This window comes from Psychrobacter sp. CX97, assembly GCF_057396285.1.
On sequence record NZ_JBXYJE010000004.1, the window covers coordinates 105,216 to 122,669 of the forward strand.

Annotated in this window: 19 protein-coding genes; 4 read left to right on the plus strand and 15 right to left on the minus strand. The window is 38.9% G+C overall.

Translation table 11 applies throughout. The features are described 5' to 3' along the window. From AC2SLL_RS04650 to AC2SLL_RS04670, 5 genes are all read right to left on the minus strand, one after another. Positions 1 to 1,284: an aromatic ring-hydroxylating oxygenase subunit alpha gene (locus AC2SLL_RS04650; protein ID WP_486530513.1), complete on the minus strand. Its 1,284-nt coding sequence runs from the start codon at positions 1,282 to 1,284 to the stop codon at positions 1 to 3. Between the two features lie 75 nt (positions 1,285 to 1,359). Next, a complete protein-coding gene (locus tag AC2SLL_RS04655; RefSeq protein ID WP_486530514.1) occupies positions 1,360 to 1,899 on the minus strand; it encodes a nuclear transport factor 2 family protein in 540 nt (179 codons plus the stop codon). Positions 1,900 to 1,920: 21 nt separating this feature from the next. Continuing rightward, positions 1,921 to 2,280, minus strand: coding sequence for an IacB protein (locus AC2SLL_RS04660; protein WP_486530515.1), 360 nt, complete (start codon positions 2,278 to 2,280; stop codon positions 1,921 to 1,923). Positions 2,281 to 2,348: 68 nt separating this feature from the next. Beyond that, positions 2,349 to 3,485, minus strand: coding sequence for an acyl-CoA dehydrogenase family protein (locus tag AC2SLL_RS04665; protein WP_486530517.1), 1,137 nt, complete (start codon positions 3,483 to 3,485; stop codon positions 2,349 to 2,351). Positions 3,486 to 3,518: 33 nt separating this feature from the next. Next, on the minus strand, positions 3,519 to 4,652 hold the full coding sequence (locus AC2SLL_RS04670; RefSeq protein ID WP_486530518.1) for an amidase: 1,134 nt from the start codon (positions 4,650 to 4,652) through the stop codon (positions 3,519 to 3,521). Positions 4,653 to 4,796: 144 nt separating this feature from the next. On the opposite strand from AC2SLL_RS04670, the gene AC2SLL_RS04675 reads away from it, so the two are divergent. After that, entirely contained in the window at positions 4,797 to 5,291 is a 495-nt protein-coding gene (locus AC2SLL_RS04675) for a MarR family winged helix-turn-helix transcriptional regulator (RefSeq protein WP_486530519.1), read from the plus strand. A gap of 195 nt (positions 5,292 to 5,486) precedes the next feature. Here AC2SLL_RS04675 and AC2SLL_RS04680 read toward each other — a convergent pair whose 3' ends face one another. The 4 genes from AC2SLL_RS04680 to AC2SLL_RS04695 all read right to left on the minus strand — a co-directional run bounded on the left by AC2SLL_RS04680 (position 5,487) and on the right by AC2SLL_RS04695 (position 9,848). Continuing rightward, complete coding sequence (locus AC2SLL_RS04680; RefSeq protein ID WP_486530520.1) at positions 5,487 to 6,566, minus strand: TRAP transporter substrate-binding protein; 1,080 nt, start codon at positions 6,564 to 6,566, stop codon at positions 5,487 to 5,489. 729 nt (positions 6,567 to 7,295) lie between these two features. Next, a complete protein-coding gene (locus tag AC2SLL_RS04685; protein WP_486530521.1) occupies positions 7,296 to 7,904 on the minus strand; it encodes a nitroreductase family protein in 609 nt (202 codons plus the stop codon). 83 nt (positions 7,905 to 7,987) lie between these two features. Beyond that, positions 7,988 to 8,926: a pirin family protein gene (locus tag AC2SLL_RS04690; protein WP_486530522.1), complete on the minus strand. Its 939-nt coding sequence runs from the start codon at positions 8,924 to 8,926 to the stop codon at positions 7,988 to 7,990. Positions 8,927 to 9,140: 214 nt separating this feature from the next. After that, positions 9,141 to 9,848, minus strand: coding sequence for a pirin family protein (locus AC2SLL_RS04695; RefSeq protein WP_486530523.1), 708 nt, complete (start codon positions 9,846 to 9,848; stop codon positions 9,141 to 9,143). Positions 9,849 to 10,088: 240 nt separating this feature from the next. Here AC2SLL_RS04695 and AC2SLL_RS04700 point away from each other — a divergent pair, with 240 nt between their 5' ends. Next, a complete protein-coding gene (locus AC2SLL_RS04700) occupies positions 10,089 to 10,415 on the plus strand; it encodes a GNAT family N-acetyltransferase (protein WP_486530524.1) in 327 nt (108 codons plus the stop codon). Between the two features lie 395 nt (positions 10,416 to 10,810). On the opposite strand, the gene AC2SLL_RS04705 is transcribed toward AC2SLL_RS04700, so the two are convergent. Continuing rightward, positions 10,811 to 11,407: an NADPH-dependent FMN reductase gene (locus AC2SLL_RS04705; protein WP_486530525.1), complete on the minus strand. Its 597-nt coding sequence runs from the start codon at positions 11,405 to 11,407 to the stop codon at positions 10,811 to 10,813. A gap of 248 nt (positions 11,408 to 11,655) precedes the next feature. Next, positions 11,656 to 12,051 (minus strand): DoxX family protein, encoded by a 396-nt coding sequence (locus AC2SLL_RS04710; RefSeq protein WP_486530526.1) that lies wholly within the window; start codon positions 12,049 to 12,051, stop codon positions 11,656 to 11,658. Positions 12,052 to 12,265: 214 nt separating this feature from the next. Here AC2SLL_RS04710 and AC2SLL_RS04715 point away from each other — a divergent pair, with 214 nt between their 5' ends. Next, positions 12,266 to 13,174, plus strand: a complete 909-nt coding sequence (locus AC2SLL_RS04715; RefSeq protein ID WP_486530527.1) for a LysR family transcriptional regulator — start codon at positions 12,266 to 12,268, stop codon at positions 13,172 to 13,174. A 71-nt stretch (positions 13,175 to 13,245) separates the two neighbouring features. Continuing rightward, on the plus strand, positions 13,246 to 14,469 hold the full coding sequence (locus AC2SLL_RS04720; protein WP_486530528.1) for a low temperature requirement protein A: 1,224 nt from the start codon (positions 13,246 to 13,248) through the stop codon (positions 14,467 to 14,469). 43 nt (positions 14,470 to 14,512) lie between these two features. On the opposite strand, the gene AC2SLL_RS04725 is transcribed toward AC2SLL_RS04720, so the two are convergent. The 4 genes from AC2SLL_RS04725 to AC2SLL_RS04740 all read right to left on the minus strand — a co-directional run bounded on the left by AC2SLL_RS04725 (position 14,513) and on the right by AC2SLL_RS04740 (position 17,125). Continuing rightward, a complete protein-coding gene (locus AC2SLL_RS04725) occupies positions 14,513 to 14,920 on the minus strand; it encodes a TehB family protein (protein WP_486530529.1) in 408 nt (135 codons plus the stop codon). Positions 14,921 to 14,964: 44 nt separating this feature from the next. Then, positions 14,965 to 15,420 (minus strand): hemerythrin domain-containing protein, encoded by a 456-nt coding sequence (locus AC2SLL_RS04730; protein WP_486530530.1) that lies wholly within the window; start codon positions 15,418 to 15,420, stop codon positions 14,965 to 14,967. Positions 15,421 to 15,504: 84 nt separating this feature from the next. After that, complete coding sequence (locus AC2SLL_RS04735; protein WP_486530531.1) at positions 15,505 to 15,705, minus strand: hypothetical protein; 201 nt, start codon at positions 15,703 to 15,705, stop codon at positions 15,505 to 15,507. Positions 15,706 to 15,940: 235 nt separating this feature from the next. After that, the gene (locus AC2SLL_RS04740; protein WP_486530532.1) at positions 15,941 to 17,125 is read right to left on the minus strand and encodes a globin domain-containing protein; all 1,185 of its coding nucleotides are present in this window, start codon (positions 17,123 to 17,125) and stop codon (positions 15,941 to 15,943) included. Between the last annotated feature and the right edge of the window lie 329 nt (positions 17,126 to 17,454).

Here is a 17,454-nt window from a genome sequence, read left to right on the forward strand (position 1 = left end):
CTATTCTCCTTGCTCAGCAGCCAGCATCATTTTTTCCCATTGGCGGTATGCCGCTTTCATACCCACTTCAGAGCACACTGAACTATAGGTGTTACCAAGCTCATTTTTTTGAGCGATGCCTTGCCCTCGGTTGACAAGAATCCACTCTCTATTTCCACTCCTCGAACCTTTTTGTACACGCTCCCAAGCCTCTGAGTCATCAGGTGTTCCAAAACCCATCGGTCCTTGAAAATGTTCATGTAAACGCATGCGTTTCTGATTAAATACATCAGGTGCACCATCGCCTCCGACAGCCACATGATGTATTTCTGTTTCGTTCGCTGAAATAGGTGCTAACACTCTAAAAAATGCCATTGAACAAGCAACATTAGGGAAAAGATTAAGATTGAAGCCTGAGCCATGCGCAGCGCGTACGAGTCTTCGAACTTCCTCATCACTTTTACCTTCTGCTATAAGCGCATCTGCTAAATCTTGAAAGCGCTCTGGAATAGGGGCATCAAGGTTTTCTTCTAAATCAACCAATTCAGGAATCATTACCATGACACTATGACCATTGCCTAAATCTTCGACAAATCCATCGCCATCCAAAAAGTCGAATATCTCAGCAGTATCGCCATCGAGAGAAGAAATAAACGATTTATGTATGATAGGAAAGTGATAAGCATCGGTTGTATTTTCAAGTTGAATTTTCCAGTTGCCTGGGAACCTAAAACGATGCGCCCCTAATGTTTTGATGGGGTAACCACCTCCTTGTTTCATAAATAAGTCCATCCACTTTTTAGCGCCACCAAGAAAATCTTCTAATGGTTCAATATCATCTCTAAAAGTGGCAAATAACATACCCTGATAAGATTCCATTCTAAGCTTAATGAGTGGTAGCTCTTCTTTATCTATCACACCTTCATAAGGGTCAGGATTTGGGATTGCTCTTAAAGAGCCATCTTGGCCGTAGCCCCAGCCGTGATATGGGCACACAAAACTTCTCGTATTGCCTTTATTTTTTTCACAAATAGTCGCACCGCGATGACGGCAACGGTTGACCAACACATGGATGTTCATCTTACGGTCACGTGATACGATAACCGAGTGCTTGCCCATGCGAGCCGTCTTATAATCCCCTTTATTAGGAATTTCACTTTCATGTCCAACCCATACCCATGTATTATTGAAAATGGCATCCATTTCTGCATCAAACAGTTGCTCGTCGGTATACATTTCTGATAAAACTTTATTGCCATCTTCTGAAACATACTGATTGATTGGTATTTTTTTCACACCTGACATAATAACTTCTCCTTGTAATAGGCGTTTTGATACGTCTAAATTCCCCTAAAAACCCTTTGCACGGTTTTAGTTAACCTAACGCTTATTGGGTGTTGGTAACTCTTTATTAACATCCCATGCCGTCTCTATAGGTCGATTAAAGATACTTTCGGTTTGGAAATGTTGAATTTTCCACTGTTCTCCTTCAAGAACAAACTCAACTGAGAGTTTCGCACTACTCAATTGTGATATACCTGAGTGAAATGTTGCTGTCTGCAACAATAACCAAGTACCTCTAGCCACTGTATTCTTTACTGTAATGAGCTCATTGGTTAAGTAGTGCGAATTCAAAGCAAAATGTGCAGGCGGTAACGTGTATTTTTCAAACATTTTAGCGATGCTCTCTTTTCCTTTATAAGCACCAAATGTGTTCTTGTAACGTTTACCAACACCTTCCCAAACCGCATCTTGAGTAAACAAATCCATGAGTAAATTTAGATCAAATCCCTCATCGAGTACATCGCATAATGCCATATAGCGGTGCATGCAGGCTCTCACTTCTTTTTCCTGCTCTAATGCCCACACTCGCCTACTTAGACTTGCTACTGTTTCTCTAGCTACTGTCTCTTTAGCCATAACACCACCCCAATCAATGCGTTATTCAGGTACAACCAGTTCTCTACCAATGCGCGCTTCGACTTTGCAATACTTCCAAAGTTTGTATGTACCATCACCAACAGGGGTGGTTCTAAAGAAATTACAAGACTCTATAACCGTTTCGAGATCTGGCACGTCTGCCATAATATAGGCTGTCCATGGCGACTCAGTTGAAGGACCAACTTGAATACGGTCATCATCCATAATGCCCAAAATATTAACACCTGGTAGCTCATCAATACTTTTCATCATCTGACTAAATGCCTGCCAAACCTCCCCCATGACCTCTGAAGTTGCATCCATAAAATTTTGATTAACACCAATACAGAATAAAACGCGGTATGAGTTTAATTTTTCCATGACTAAATCCTTTTTAAGTAGTTTCAATTAAATGAACAAATAAAATCGTCAAACTCTACTGTTTGCCATTACAAATAACCGGGGTACGGTTTGTGACCAAACGCCATTGCCCCAGCATTCCTAAAGGTAATCTCGCCCATAAACGCATGTTGAGAAACAAGGGAGGCATTCCTCAAAATTCGTGTCATAGGATGGGTATTTTGGGCACTGGTCATGCCCATTAATTTATACACTTGACGTATGGCTTCTACACACTCATGCGTTAAATGTGAACTGGATAAACGCAGCATACTAATTTGCTCATCACTGGGTTTTCCGTTTTCTAAAACAGCTTGCCAAGCATCATCAGTAGCTTGATAGAAAAAGGCTTTACTTGATTTAACTTTGGCTTGCATCTTTCCGATAGCTATTTGCACATACTCACGCTCGCCAATATTAGGAGCGCCCGTAACTGACTTGCGTCCTTCGGCTTCATTCAAGATGATATTTAACGCTTCACGCGCCAGTCCAAGCGAGGTAACAGCCAGTACTTGAGTCGCTAATGCTAAAGAAGGGTAATTAAATAACGGTTCAGTTAGGGTAAGCTTTCCGCCACGCTCAAATGTCCACTCCTCTTTAACATTCACATGATCAATCACAATATCGTGACTTCCTGTGGCTCTCATGCCAATCATGTCCCAAGTTTCATCGATCTCGGTCTGATCAACCGGTAGAACTGCCATTCTAGGTAATGCACTATCATCGTCAGGCTTAATACCCACGCCAATTAACGATGCCCCCATGCAACCACTAGCAAATTTCCAGCGACCATTTACCATATAGCCATCTTCCGTCTTTTGTGCTGGCATGACAGGAAATACCGCCCCTGCAAACACCACATCAGGCGTATCAGCCCAAACTTTCTCAATGGTTTCAAGTGGTAAACCGCCCAAGTAAAAAGGACTCATCCCAAAGCTGGCAACCCAGCCAGCGGAACCATCGGCCATAGAAATGGTTTCAATCAATTGGAGAAAGTCGGTTGGACTACGCTCATCGCCACCAAATCGCTTAGGTACAAAAGCACGATAAACACCGATTTCTTTAAACTTTTCTATGATGTCCTGATCAATATGACCTTGATTGTCAAAATCTGTCGCTCGAGCTCTAATATCAATGAGTAAATCATTCAACTTTGGATGCTCAATCAAAGGGGCTAAATTTGTCATATAAAATCCTTTTTTTATTTATAATGTTGGGTGCTACATAAGCGATTTGGCAATACGCTCACTTATGGCACATAAAAACGCATCGTCGTTTTTACGACCAACTAACTGCAAACCAACAGGTAATTCTGATTGAGAGGGGCAAGGTATAGAGATCGCAGGATGCCCCGACAAATTAAACGGGCGAACCAATTTAGAAATAGTGATATCTGTCTTGCCTGCTAATGCTTCTTCAAGGGTCATTGGAAAGTGAGGTAAAGTAGGTAGGGCAAGCACCCGTGTCTTTTCTAAAGTTTGATCAACCTGCTTGGTAAACGCAGTACGGACGCTTTCAGCCTCAGCAACCTCGGCATCCGTCGTATGGCTGGCTTTTTCAAGACGTTTAGCCACATCATCGCCCAACTTTCCAGTTGCAAAGAAATCTGCACAGGCAAGCCATGTTTCTCGATTAATGATTGTGAGTCCAGCTTGAAAAGCGTCATCCATCAGAGGAAGTTCTACTTTAACCAGTTCAATGAATGAACAGTCTGACAACGTTTTTTGAGTGATATCGAGAATATCGCTATTTGATTCGACAGTTATCCAGCCTACTTTTAAATTGCTTTCCTTTGCAATTTCTTGACGAGCACTTGTCGCATCAAAATCAGCACTGATTGCTTGCATAACTTTCGTGATAAACTCAGGTGTTCTTGCAAACACACCGACACAATCTAAAGAGGTGTTAGGGGGCCAGACGCCTTCTCGACTCACTAGCCCAAACGTGGGTTTAAATCCATAAATACCACAACATGCGGCGGGTAGGCGCACCGAGCCTCCTGTGTCTGTACCCATAGCAACATCGGCTTGATTGCCTGCCACAGCAGTTGCAGAGCCAGATGAAGAGCCACCAGGAATCAAATTCGGATATAATGGGTTAACGGGTGTGCCAAACACTTGGTTGATGCCTGTCATTCCAAATGCCAATTCATGCATAACCGTTTTTCCGCAAATGGAAAATCCGCTTTGCTTGAGGTATTTAGTGACCGTTGCATCGTATTGGGCAGGTCGTTGATCAAGGCATGCACGACTGCCTAGTTGCGTAGGAATACCAGCCACATCAATACTGTCTTTGATGGCAACAGTTGGCTGATCTGTCCCTGTTGTTGGGGTTTTAACGACAAAACTATCCATGTCTGGGTACCTTAATAGGGTGCCTAAAAATTCGTCCTTGTAGAAAAGTATCGTCAAATTTAGTTGAAATGTCAAATAGTTTTAGACTTTTATTTAAGGTTTTCTTCAAACACAGCTAAAAACAATCATCTAAAGAGTTTTTATATGAATCAAAATAAACCAGAGTATTTCCCTAATAATCCACATTTTGACTACTTGAAGTTTCCTTTTTACTGGATTGCGCAGGTAGAATCTTTATATACTCAAGAAATGGAAAAAACGCTTAAAACGATGGGAATGGATGCATCACGTTGGCGGGTTGGTCTTTTACTTCATGTGCATGATGAACTGACTATTTCTCAAATTTCACAGAATGCTCTGATGAAAATCTCAACCATTACAAAGATTGTTCAACGCATGGAAAAAGAAAGTCTGGTTACTGTTTACAAGCATGAAAGTGATGGCAGAGTGAGATTGGTCAGATTGACTGAGCAGGGGAAGTCGTACGTAAACTCAATTATTAAAACGACGGCGCCTATGTTTGAAAATGTCTTTAGTAACTTCAGTAAAGATGAGATTGAAACCTTTGTTCAACTGAGCAAAAGATTATTTGATAATCTTGAAAATAATGTAAATCTCTTTATGGTACACAACCAATAATTAACGACGCCATTTATTTTCTTAAATAGTAAGTTTAAATAAGACAACACCATCAAAATTGACTTAGATCGAAGTCTTACTAATTCTTATTCTTTTATTAACATACAAAAAACACTGAGCCCTGATTAATACAGGGCTTAGTGTTTTATTACAATAAACGATGACATGAATTTAATTTAAAACTGACATTTTAATTTAAGACTGACATGCCTTACTTACTTCTTTAGCTTTGGCATAGACACCTTGAGCATCTAGTCCTGATGCTTCAACTTGCGCTAGATACTTCTGTGTACCCTTTTCTAAGGGAATCTTCCAATCTGGGTCATTCAAAGGATCAGGGATCTCAATCATAATATCTCCTTTTGCAATAGCACCCGCCATTACTTTAGCAGCTTGGTTATCAAACACCTTACCGGCTATATCTGCCATCATTCTACCTGAGTTGTTATCTATAACTTTTTTAAGATCATCCGGCAAACTCTCATACTTATCTTTGTTCATTGTGACGTGTAATGCTGAGCTATAAAAAGGCATAATCGTATGTGTATTTACCAGCTCATTAAGTCTGAATGATCCTGTAGGACTCCATGGAAAACTCATTCCATCTATCACACCACGTTCTAAAGAACTATATAAATCAGGTGCGGGAAGACCGACTGGTGAACCTCCTGCTGCTTCAATGATATCACCTGCAATAGCAGATGGGCGACGTATACGTAATCCCTTCATATCTTCTGGTTTACGAATGGGTTTGTCTATAGTATGCAATACACCAGGCTCAGCACCAATCATAAATAAAACATGCGTATCCTCATACTCACTTGATATAACACCTTCATCATAAAGGGTTTGCAACATACAACTCATCTGAGTTGCTGAGTTTGATAATCCAGGTAGCTCAGCAATTTGAGTAAGCGGAAATCTGCCATTCATATAACCTTGAACTTGCATACCAATATCAATCACACCTTTTGACGTTGCATCGTAAGTCCCTTGAGGCTTACTTAATGTGCTAGATGGATATATTTCTATTTTCAACCTACCATTTGACTCTTCTGCAATTTTACGTACCCAAGGCTCAAATGTTTCAGTATGCATTGCAGCCGTAGATGGCCACAAATGTGAAAAACGTAAGGTTACAACGTCTTTTGATTCAGAGATTGACGTGGTCTCTTTAGAATTTTCAGCGTCCGCAGAGGTAATATTTTCTTTTGAACAGGCAGTCAAACTCAAAATGCCTGTTAAAGCCATTACTAGTGCTATGTTTTTATTCATCACAGAATCCTTTCTTGATGGTTTAAAATATGAGGGTGTACAGGGGTGGAACTAATAAAGTTATCAGATTATAAAACTCCATAATTGTTAATAACTCATTAATTAGGAGTGTTTAAAAAGACAATATTTAATAAGGATAGTTTTATAACAAATCCAGCATAACTACTTTACTTTTCAACTAAATCTAGCAGTCGTAACTGGATATGTCAACAAATATAAGGTTTTTTTAATACAACACAATTTATTGTCCATTGATAGAAAGGACAAGGACAAAGACAAAGTTACAGATAATATAGTTAAAGAAATTTAACATCGATACAAGCCAACCGAGTCAAAGCACTATAATTGTAGGCGACACATCGCTAACACCGTAGCGATTTATAAGGTCGCTGACCATAATCGTTTAACCATAAGGCTTAAACCATATACTATAGATAATAAAAAAGGCCGTCGTTACTTCTCATATGCAAAGAAGCAACAACGACCTTAAAGCTAACCATTAACTATAGTCAAAGAAGTCTAAAATGGTTACAAGGCAACCGAGTGCAAGTACTACTGTAGTAGGCTTAACGAGGTTAACGCCGTAACCGTTTAGTAGTTCTCTGACTATAATAGCTTATACAAGCGACACTATAATGGGCCTAGTTGTCAGACTATGTCATTATAACAATATGTAAATTATAATTTGTTAGTCAGTCAACTTTTGACCACTATTGTTTATGATAACTATTATTTAAATACCTTTAAGCGTTTTTCTAAAGGCTCGAATTCTTTCTCGCCGGCTGGCTGTTCGATACCACCAAACACCATTTGTGCCACAAGATGCCATTTTGAATCAATATTCCAAGTACTAGCAACTTGAGCATCAATTAATGGGTTATAGTGCTGCAAGTTAGCACCAATATTCAAAGTAGCAAGCGCTGTCCAAATAACATACTGATGCATCGCATTAGTATGATGAGACCACTCTGGGAATTTATTGGCATATAAAGCAAAGTTATTTTGTAAATACTCTACAACATTTTGATCTTCAAAGAAAAGTATGGTTCCCGCACCCGCTTTAAAGCCTTCTAGTTTTTGCTTAGTGCCTTCAAACTGTTCATCATCAGCAACCACTTTGCGTAGCTCATCTTCGGTTATTTGCCAAAGTTTTTTATGATCTTCACCAAATAGTACAACAATGCGAGTGGACTGCGAGTTAAATGCAGATGGTGTATGTAATATTGCGTGCTCAACAAGCTTGACCACCTCTTCTTTGGCAACAGGAAGTTGGTCATTTAACGCATAGATTGAACGACGCGCTTCAGCAGCATTTTGTAGAGTTTTTAAGTCAGACATAATTATTCTCCGTTTATTTTTCAAGGTAATAGCTTAAATAAGCTAATTTTTAATAAAGTTGAAAGATTCAGGTATTATAAAACTTATTCCTTAAATCCTTCAGGTAAAGGTGGCGCAGGTAATCTATGTAAGTCAGAGTCCACGTCACCGAAGCGTGGATGATGGTTGTTCCAATCAATGATAGATTGCTCTATCTCAGCTTTACTATCAGCGACAAAGTTCCACCATAATAAAACCTTATTGTTTAGAGGTTCGCCACCAATAAACATGATGCGAGTGCCTTTGTCCGCTTTGATTGTAATGCTGTTCGTTTTCTCAATATCGCTGTTGTCAAAGTAAACCATTTCATTTTGTTTGTAGAGCTCACCGCCAAAAACAATCTCGCCCTTGACCACTAACATGCCATACTCTGAACCACTCTCAGTAGTCAATGTGACTTCATTATCCTCAACAAAATTAACATCTAGCCCTATTAACTTTGAGTATTGTTTTGTTGGCGCCTTGTAAGTTTCTCCTGAGACAGACGTATAGCGTCCTGTGGTTAACACAAACTCAGTACTACCCTCCTGCCAGCTCGGCAATTCTGGATAATGATCGAATGCAGGTTCAATCTCTTTATCCGTAGGCAGGGCGATCCACAGCTGTACCATATTGATACGGCGGTCATCTTCATTGGCACCGCTTTTACTGGAAAATACACTTTGCTCAGTGTGGCTAATGCCTCTGGTTGGACCTGTTCCAGCAGTCATTAAGTTGACTTTGTTTGCAGTGATGATCTGTTCATTACCTAGACTGTCTTTATGTAAAATCTCGCCTTCAATCATCCAAGTAAACGTTTGCAAGTTTGTGTGTGGATGACGACCGACCTGCATGCCTTCATCGCCCTCATTAAAAGTAGAGGGTCCCGCATGATCCAAAAAGCACCAAGCACCAATGGTTTTTATTCTTTTATTAGGTAAGGCACGCGCAATAGGTACACCACCCACATCTTTAGCCCTAGGTTCTAATTTTGTTATGTCCATCAGTTGCCTCACTAAATGTTCAATGAATTAGGTTTTATCAGTCTTATAGATACAAAGCAGTGTTACCTACTTTACATTTTTATAGTTATTAAAGCTGGTACTGAAGTTTAGCTTAAATACCAGCTTAGTAGATTATCTTTTATTACATAAGTAATTTACACATAAGTACTTTACTTTACATAAGTACTTTAGATAAGTACTTTACATAACTAATTTACATAGGTACTTCCATTAATAGCACTCTCGAGTCTTCAAGTGCTTCAACATCAAATGAGTCAACCTCTTCAATACCCATGCCATCACGAGTCTCTAAGGTCACATCATCAATCTTAACCTTACCCTCGATAACAAAGGCATACACGCCATTCTTTTTGTTTTTCAACTCATAAGAAGCGGTTGCCCCTTTATCTAAATTGCCCATATGGAACCAAGCATCTTGATGAATCCACACGCCAGCATCATCAGGATTTGGCGACAAGATTTGACCAAACTCATTTGGCGTTAGCATATCAGCAATTTTTAATTGTTGATAACGTGGCTCTACCCCTTGTTTATTTGGCATGACCCAAATTTGGAAAAATTTAACAGGCTCGTCAGCATTGCCATTCATCTCACTGTGCGCAATACCTGTACCAGCAGACATGACCTGTATTTCGCCACTTTCAATAACGCCATTCGTACCAATGGTATCTTTATGAGCTAATCTACCAGATGTCGGAATAGAGATAATTTCCATATCACGGTGTGGATGCGTGCCGAAACCTTTACCACCTTCTACATGGTCATCATTAATCACACGTAGAGCACCAAATCCCATACGTTCTGGGTTATAGTAATTAGCAAAGCTAAAAGTATGTTTGCTTTTTAGCCAACCATGATCAGCATTTCCACGAGTGTCAGCAGCATGATAAATTGTTTTCATAATAAGTCCTTAATAGTTTGTGTGTGTTGCAAACAAGTTTAAATGACGCTGGCTTGTTTGTTTCAATGTCACTATTGTACTTGTTGATGGATATAAGATAAATAACAATAAAATCAAATCATAGTTCTCTAAAGTAGAACAAAATGCCTATAATAGAGTGTATTCAGTCAGGTAATTCATATAGCGATATACGTTTAAATAGACTAAAATTTAAATTGACACAATCAAAGGAGAATAAAAATGCCTAACAATGAGCCATTAACCTATGAGGTTATTGATAATAAAGAAGCAAAGCGCTTTGAGATCCATGTCGATGGTAAAGTAGCATTCGAAGATTATGATTTCTTTGAGACCAGCGAAGGCGAAAAAGGCATTGCTTACTTACATACCGAAGTGCCAAAAGAGCTGGGTGGCAGAGGCATCGCAGGCTATTTAGTAAAATATATATTAGATGATGCGTCTCGTAAAAATCTAAGAGTAAAACCAATCTGTCCTTATGTTAAAGCTTATATCGACAAGCACCCTGAGTATCATGATAACTCGGTTTTCCATAATGCAAAACCATAACTATAAAACTTAACCTGATATAAGGTAAAACAATAGCCAATAGTGCCTACTCTATTCAGCATTGGTAATTTAGATACTCACTTGCTTCTGTCTGATATAAGGGATATAAAAAGGGAGAGATATGCTGCGTACCTCTCCTTTTATAACTACTTATAACTACCTTTTGGTTTTAATTGCTTTTTATAGTCTAAAAATCTCACAAGCTGACCTCCATGCACCCATACATGCAATATAGTAAGTGGATGTTGAATTATAGCTATGTGTAAAGCCACTATTTATAGGATAGCTGTATATAGATTAGCTGTCTTGATTTAGCTTAGCCCGCGCGCTTGGCTTGTTTAATACCTTTATTTTTTAATATTTTTATTTTTTAATATTTTTATTTTTTAAAATCTTTATTTTTCTGAAGCGAATTCAGTAAATGCCTCAATAAACTTCTGCAAGAATTCTTGGGTACGTTCGATAACATTGCCCTCATCATCTAAGCTATCAGTCGCATGACTTAAAAATATTTCAGGATTAATCATCATTTGCACAGATAGGTGTTGCATACTTTTACGCACATCCAGCCCACTATTAATACCCCCATAGCTGCTTGGCGACGCAGTGACAACGGCGACCTTCTTGTTTGTCCAAACACTCTGTTTGAAGGGTCTAGAACCAATATCAATCACATTCTTAACAGCGGCTGGCATGGTACGGTTATGCTCTGGTGTGACAATGAGAATAGCATCTGCTTGCTTTATGTCATGACGCACACGCTCATAACTTTCAATCGTTAAACCATCATAATCCTGATTGTAAAGAGGGAGATCTGAGATTTTAATTTCTCGTACAGTAATATTGTCCGGTAGCTGTGAGACAATAAATTCTGCGAATTTCCTATTAATAGAATCGGTTCTTAAGCTGCCAATAATTAGGCCTACATTAACAACTTTATTATTCACTGCATTATTATTATTCACTGCATTATTATTTATGCCATTATTCATAATTGAACCCTGTACAATGTTATTCATTTAATTAGAAGGTACACAATAACTTAGGAGGTACGCAATAACTCGATTTTATGGATTCGATTTTAAAAACAAAAAAGCGACTGGTATTGATGATAATGCTTCCTGAACAAAAGGTACAGTCAGCAAATTCATCATCACCAGTCGCTCAAGTTTTAAATTATGCGCAATGCCTATGAATAATACCAAAAATACGATAGGTTATGCGACATAGCATGTTGTGACTATATTAATTTATTGTTTTCACGATCATCAATCGCATAGGCACCAGCACCGTGAACAAATAACATTAAAAAGCCACCCGCAATTGCGATATTTTTCATGAACATTGTCATCTGCATTTGGTCACTAAAGTCAGAGTGGAAAATCACAGCAGAAACAATATTAAAACCGACCATCAACAGTGCCACTAAACGGGTTTTGAAACCAAGAAGAATGGCAAAACCACCTAGTATTTCAAAGGCAATAACTAAAGGTAGTAGCATGCCTGGCACACCCATCGCTTCCATATAGCCTTGTGTCGCTGCATAGCCTGATATTTTGTTAAAACCTGACAAAATAAAAATAGCAGATAGAAAAAGACGACCAAGTGGTGCGCTGATCTCTTGTAACTTATTCATAATGGCTCTCCGATATATTTGTTTGATTAAAATTAGTTTGATTGAATTATCATATCTATATTATGAGTCGTTAACTCTAAATTACGTGCATATTGTATGCGTTGACTAAAATTAAATAAACCCTAATAATTACAAATGAGTGTTCCTATATTTAGAACAATTATTTACAGAAGTTATTAGGATAAAATTCGATAAATCACAAAGAGGCTTAAGTATGGGACAGCTTGAAGATATGGAAATGTTCATACGTATCGTTGATGCAGGCAGTATAACAAAGGCATCAGAACAACTTAGTGTCGTCAAGTCTGCGGTCAGCCGACGCTTAAAAGAGCTAGAGGAAACTTTGGGCGTTCAACTTCTTACTAGAACCACAAGACAATCTAACTTAACAGAAGCTGGCGAGTATTATTATCATAGAGCACAGAATATCTTAGATGAAGTAAAGGCGCTGAATGAGCGTACCAGTGGGTCAAAAACCAGCATTGGCGGTACACTTAAAATATCTGCACCCCTCTCGTTTGGGTTGATGCATTTTGCGCATATTATTGATGAGTTTGCTAGTAAGCATCCAAATATCAATTTTGAACTGGATTTTTCAGACAGAAAGGTTGACTTAATCGAAGAGGGGTTTGAGCTTGCCATTCGTATTGGAAACTTGCAAGACTCATCACATCAAGCCAAACGCTTGACCCCAATAAGATTTGCTCTTTGTGCTAGCCCAGATTATTTAGCTGAAAAAGGCATACCCACAACGGTTGAGGACTTAGAAGCTCACGATTTTTTACAATACGGTTTAGATAGAAATATAAATCTAGAATTGACCGATAAAGAGGGTGTTATACACAAATTGCCTGTTAGCTCTAAAATAAAGTCCACAAATGGAGAATTTCTGATTGATATGGCAATAAAAAACCATGGCATTACATTTTTACCCACTTTTATTTCCTACAATGCTTTAAAAAGTGGAAAACTTGTTTCGCTCTTAACAGACTATCAACTACCCAGTTTAACTGCTTACGCCGTCTACCCTAAAAATCGTTTTTTATCTCAGCGCTGCCGCTACTTTATTGACCATCTCAGTACATGCTTTAGTCATGAACCCTATTGGGATGCCGATCTATAGCCTGTTCTGGAGACATTATCTATATCAATCCTTTAATGTCATAAATACATTCATATTGGAATAAAGCTTATATGTCGTCAACGTCATCTACTCAATTCACTAAAGAGATCTGTGCTAGAGACCCACATGAGCCAAATCGTACGTCAACAACACTTGAGCTATTCTTTGACTTAGTTTATGTTATAGCGGTCTCTGCAGCAGCAAAAGGCTTTTACAACCAGTTAAGTGAACACGATATTACAGGCTTTATTACGTTTACTTTGGCATTTTTTATCCTATGGAATGCCTGGACGAGCTTTACATGGTTTGGATCAGGTTATGACCCAGACGATACCAACTATCGAATCTCTGTTTTATTTCAGATGTTAGGCTCATTAATGATTGCCTCTAACATCAATCAGTTTTTTGACAGCGGCTTAACTTGGCTAGGTGTCGTTGGCTACGCTATTATGCGGCTTGCCAGCTGTAGCCAGTGGTGGCGTGTTTATCAGCATGTACCGGATCACAAAAGCGTGGCTGGGCGTAGCATTATCGGACTCTTGGTACTGCAATGTATGTGGATAAGCTGGTTGTTTTTACCCTCTTCTATACAAACACCTGCTCTATTTATATTTATTGCTGGGGAGCTGATTATGCCCATATGGGCACGCTCAGAGCATTTTAATAACTGGCACCCCGAGCATCTGGCAGAACGTTATGGTCTACTGACTATCATCGTTTTAGGCGAAGGTATGGTCGGTGTCAGTACGACCATGCAACATTTTATCACTCAGCCTACTTATCATACTGGATCGATCTTTCTATTGTGTGCCTTCCTAATATCGCTGTTGTTTTTTTCGTGGTGGCTATATTTCAATATTCCCTTTAATGAGATCTTGGCGAGAGAGCATCGTCGTCACAACTTAATCTTATTTGGTTACGGTCATTTCTTTATCTTTGCCTCTTTGGCAGGTCTAGGCGCCTCTTTAAATCTTGTGCCTAATGCCATCGCTCATGCTTCAGATAACATTGCTCATAATGTATCGTCTATCTATACCATTTGTATGATCTTGCTACAGCTGTTGGCTTTTTTGGTTATATTAACATTAATGCGTAAAACGATGTGTCATCAATCTACTCATAATATGGCAGCGCTAACGACCGCTATTGCTATCATAGCCATCAGCATATTTATCGTGTATCTTGGCTTACCGATACTCTATGGCATAGGCGTCAGCGTTTTGGCACCCGTATCAATGATCATTTGGTTTAGGAGAGATACTAGAGATACTGACCCTCATTTTGAACGGGCTTGAGTGAATAAGCCTGACGAGCATTATCACTGCAGAACATTATGACTTAGCCAGACTGACTTTGTGAGTCATCTTTAGACTTATCAAATAAGTTATCAATTGGTTTATTGTGAACTTTTGAGCTATTAAATAGCCTTTTCTTTTCATCATTAAGCTCTTCCACCCAGAAGTTAATATTAAACTGTGCGTCATCACTTAGCTCGACACGGTGCCAGTATTGTGGTGGGCTGGTAGCGAATTGTCCTGCTTGTATCACAACCTTCTTCTCAGGTTCAGTAGCCGTTTCATCTGCAAAACCATAAAAAGTAACCACTCCTTGCATCACACAAATCTGACCAAAGACACCTTCGGCAGTATTGTGATGCGTTAGCAATGCCTGAGGCACATTTTCTTTAGTAAAAAATGGTGTTGAACGTTTTATTTTCCAGTGGCTGGGGATAATCGTGTGATTCATATTGTAGCTCCTATCTTTTATTGATCCAGCCTTTGTCAAAGTACTTAACGGTCTTCATTATGACGCTTTACCTTTTCAGAGCTGGCGTCATAAATCGCAGTCAGCTCTTGTTCCGATAGCAACGCTTCCACTAATGGAAACAGTTCTCGTTCTTCAAAACGAATATGATCATATAGCGCCGTACCCAGCTCACGAACTTGATCCACACCAATACTGGGCAACTCTATTAACTCATATAACTTTTTGTACTGTGATGCAATTGCATCAATAATATCTGCAACCTTAGGATGTGTTTGTTTATAACTTTCTAGTTTAGATAACATCAAATCATCTTCAACATCGAAATGATTGATCATATTCTGATTAATATAATGGGTTAATGCCGTCCAATGCTCAGCAATTTCTTTAGCATCATTAGAGCACTCCTTCGCATGTCTGGAAAGAACCAAACCTAAATGATGCTCTCTTGATAAAGGCTGGAGTTGATCGGCTCGCTTCATAGTACATCCTTATTATGTCATTATGTCCGATATCAAAAGTGAAATGATACAGATAGTTTTGTTTTTTCTTTATTGACTTAGTACTTAGCCTCTAAATATATTTTCTTGAGCCAGCTCCATCTGTATACCGTCAATATCAGCTTTATCAGCTTTATCAGCTTGCACAATGGCTTCTCTATCACTCTCAATACCATTGACATAGATAGTAGGCAATTCTTCACGACTTGAGGCAATTAAATGACTATGATTGCTACGCTCTTCAAGCATCGCTTTTTTGATAAACACTTAGTCAAAATGTGGTTTTTTCAAATCATCTGACGTTGGCATAATCCGAACATTATCATCTGCAGCGTGTTTCGGATCATAGGTCGTAACAGTCATGTGTCATGTGATACTGCGTTTAATCATCTGTCTCCCTATAGATTTCAATTAGTAATACTCCATTTTAATGACGTATTTAAAAACTGAATAAACTCTATAAAGGTACCACTAAACACTAGTGGTAAGGTCGGGTATTATATTAACCAGCATTCAAGCTCATTTTTGGACCAAAAGGCTCATAGTGAATGTTATCCCCACTGTGTTCCAGAGATATTAACCCATCTATCATGCTGTCCATAAAGGCCATAGAACCACAAACATAAACATCAGCAGGGTTTGGCAATGTATTTAGCCAAGACTCATTAAGAATTTGCTTGTTTTCAGAATAGAAATAATGCTTGTCTGTGTGTGACCCTTTTTTTAACACATTTTCCACTTGTTTAAAAAATGCATGGTGTTCAAAGTTTTGACACGCATAAGTCCAAATAATTGGACGCTCAGAGTTTTCTCGAACCTGTGTTTCAAGCATAGATAATACAGGAGTAACCCCAACGCCTGCGCTAATCAACACTAAAGGTATTTCGTTTTGATTGATTAACGCTGGGTTTAGTTTAAAATCGCCTGCAGGTGCAGATAATAAAATGGTGTCGCCTATCTCTACCTTATCGTGTAAGTGATTTGAGACCAAACCTCGGTGTGCGTTACGATTATCACGGCGCACTGCAAATTTAATCCCCTCGCTTGCATCTGTCGAGTAAAGCGAATAATGTCTTAATGCAATATGGTCACTGTCTTCTGGGTCGGTTTTAACAGTGATGTATTGACCTGCGCTGAGCTTAAGATTATTTAACTTAATCGATTCAGCATCTATAGGCTGTACTGTAAAGGCGGCGATATCGCTACCTGTGATTTCTTTTTTAACCACTTTAAATTCAGCAAAACCTTGCCACATTGCTGAATCATACATTTGTTTTTCAACATTGATAAAGACGTTAGCAATCTCATCGTACGCCTCTGCCCAAGCATTAATGATGTCATCTGTCGCTGCATCGCCGAGCACTTCTTTAATACCGCCTAATAGGTGCTTGCCAACTATGGGGTAATGCTCAGGTTTAATTTGTAGTGCACGGTGCTTATGACTAATCTGCATGACCTGCGGTAATAGCACCTCAAGATTCTCAAGATGCTTGGCAGCGGCCAATACTGTGGTTGCTAAGGCGGTCTGCTGACGTCCAAGCTTTTGGTTAGTTTCATTAAAAATATCCAGTAGCTCTGGATGCTCAGCAAACATGTTTTTATAAAATACAGTTGTTATCTCTGTACCGTGTTTTTCAAGCACAGGAACAGTTTGTTTGACAACGTCTAATGTTTTGCGAGACGCCATAGTCATATCCTTAGTGATTGCTTATCAATAGACTGCAAACAGCTCATTGATTATGAATTGGTTCAATCCTGCGTTGATGGGTCAAATGTGTAGTCTGCACTACTAGGGAGGTTACTTTAACATAACATTCATTTCAAATACATGTTATGAGCTTATATTATCCACACAATCATGTATTGCTTTGGTAAGACATTCTATTGAGACTTTTTCTGTCTCAGAAAATCTTCAGTAAAACCAATATCTTTAGGTTTAAACCAAAGCGCCGTCATATGGATACCAACAGCAAAACCAGCACCTACAATAGACATAAATAGCCGCGACACAAAAAC

Coding starts and splice junctions, on each gene's coding strand:
- AC2SLL_RS04650 (WP_486530513.1), bottom strand. CDS start 1,284: ATGTCAGGTGTGAAAAAAATACCAATCAATCAGTATGTTTCAGAAGAT.
- AC2SLL_RS04655 (WP_486530514.1), bottom strand. CDS start 1,899: ATGGCTAAAGAGACAGTAGCTAGAGAAACAGTAGCAAGTCTAAGTAGG.
- AC2SLL_RS04660 (WP_486530515.1), bottom strand. CDS start 2,280: ATGGAAAAATTAAACTCATACCGCGTTTTATTCTGTATTGGTGTTAAT.
- AC2SLL_RS04665 (WP_486530517.1), bottom strand. CDS start 3,485: ATGACAAATTTAGCCCCTTTGATTGAGCATCCAAAGTTGAATGATTTA.
- AC2SLL_RS04670 (WP_486530518.1), bottom strand. CDS start 4,652: ATGGATAGTTTTGTCGTTAAAACCCCAACAACAGGGACAGATCAGCCA.
- AC2SLL_RS04675 (WP_486530519.1), top strand. CDS start 4,797: ATGAATCAAAATAAACCAGAGTATTTCCCTAATAATCCACATTTTGAC.
- AC2SLL_RS04680 (WP_486530520.1), bottom strand. CDS start 6,566: ATGAATAAAAACATAGCACTAGTAATGGCTTTAACAGGCATTTTGAGT.
- AC2SLL_RS04685 (WP_486530521.1), bottom strand. CDS start 7,904: ATGTCTGACTTAAAAACTCTACAAAATGCTGCTGAAGCGCGTCGTTCA.
- AC2SLL_RS04690 (WP_486530522.1), bottom strand. CDS start 8,926: ATGGACATAACAAAATTAGAACCTAGGGCTAAAGATGTGGGTGGTGTA.
- AC2SLL_RS04695 (WP_486530523.1), bottom strand. CDS start 9,848: ATGAAAACAATTTATCATGCTGCTGACACTCGTGGAAATGCTGATCAT.
- AC2SLL_RS04700 (WP_486530524.1), top strand. CDS start 10,089: ATGCCTAACAATGAGCCATTAACCTATGAGGTTATTGATAATAAAGAA.
- AC2SLL_RS04705 (WP_486530525.1), bottom strand. CDS start 11,407: ATGAATAATGGCATAAATAATAATGCAGTGAATAATAATAATGCAGTG.
- AC2SLL_RS04710 (WP_486530526.1), bottom strand. CDS start 12,051: ATGAATAAGTTACAAGAGATCAGCGCACCACTTGGTCGTCTTTTTCTA.
- AC2SLL_RS04715 (WP_486530527.1), top strand. CDS start 12,266: ATGGGACAGCTTGAAGATATGGAAATGTTCATACGTATCGTTGATGCA.
- AC2SLL_RS04720 (WP_486530528.1), top strand. CDS start 13,246: ATGTCGTCAACGTCATCTACTCAATTCACTAAAGAGATCTGTGCTAGA.
- AC2SLL_RS04725 (WP_486530529.1), bottom strand. CDS start 14,920: ATGAATCACACGATTATCCCCAGCCACTGGAAAATAAAACGTTCAACA.
- AC2SLL_RS04730 (WP_486530530.1), bottom strand. CDS start 15,420: ATGAAGCGAGCCGATCAACTCCAGCCTTTATCAAGAGAGCATCATTTA.
- AC2SLL_RS04740 (WP_486530532.1), bottom strand. CDS start 17,125: ATGGCGTCTCGCAAAACATTAGACGTTGTCAAACAAACTGTTCCTGTG.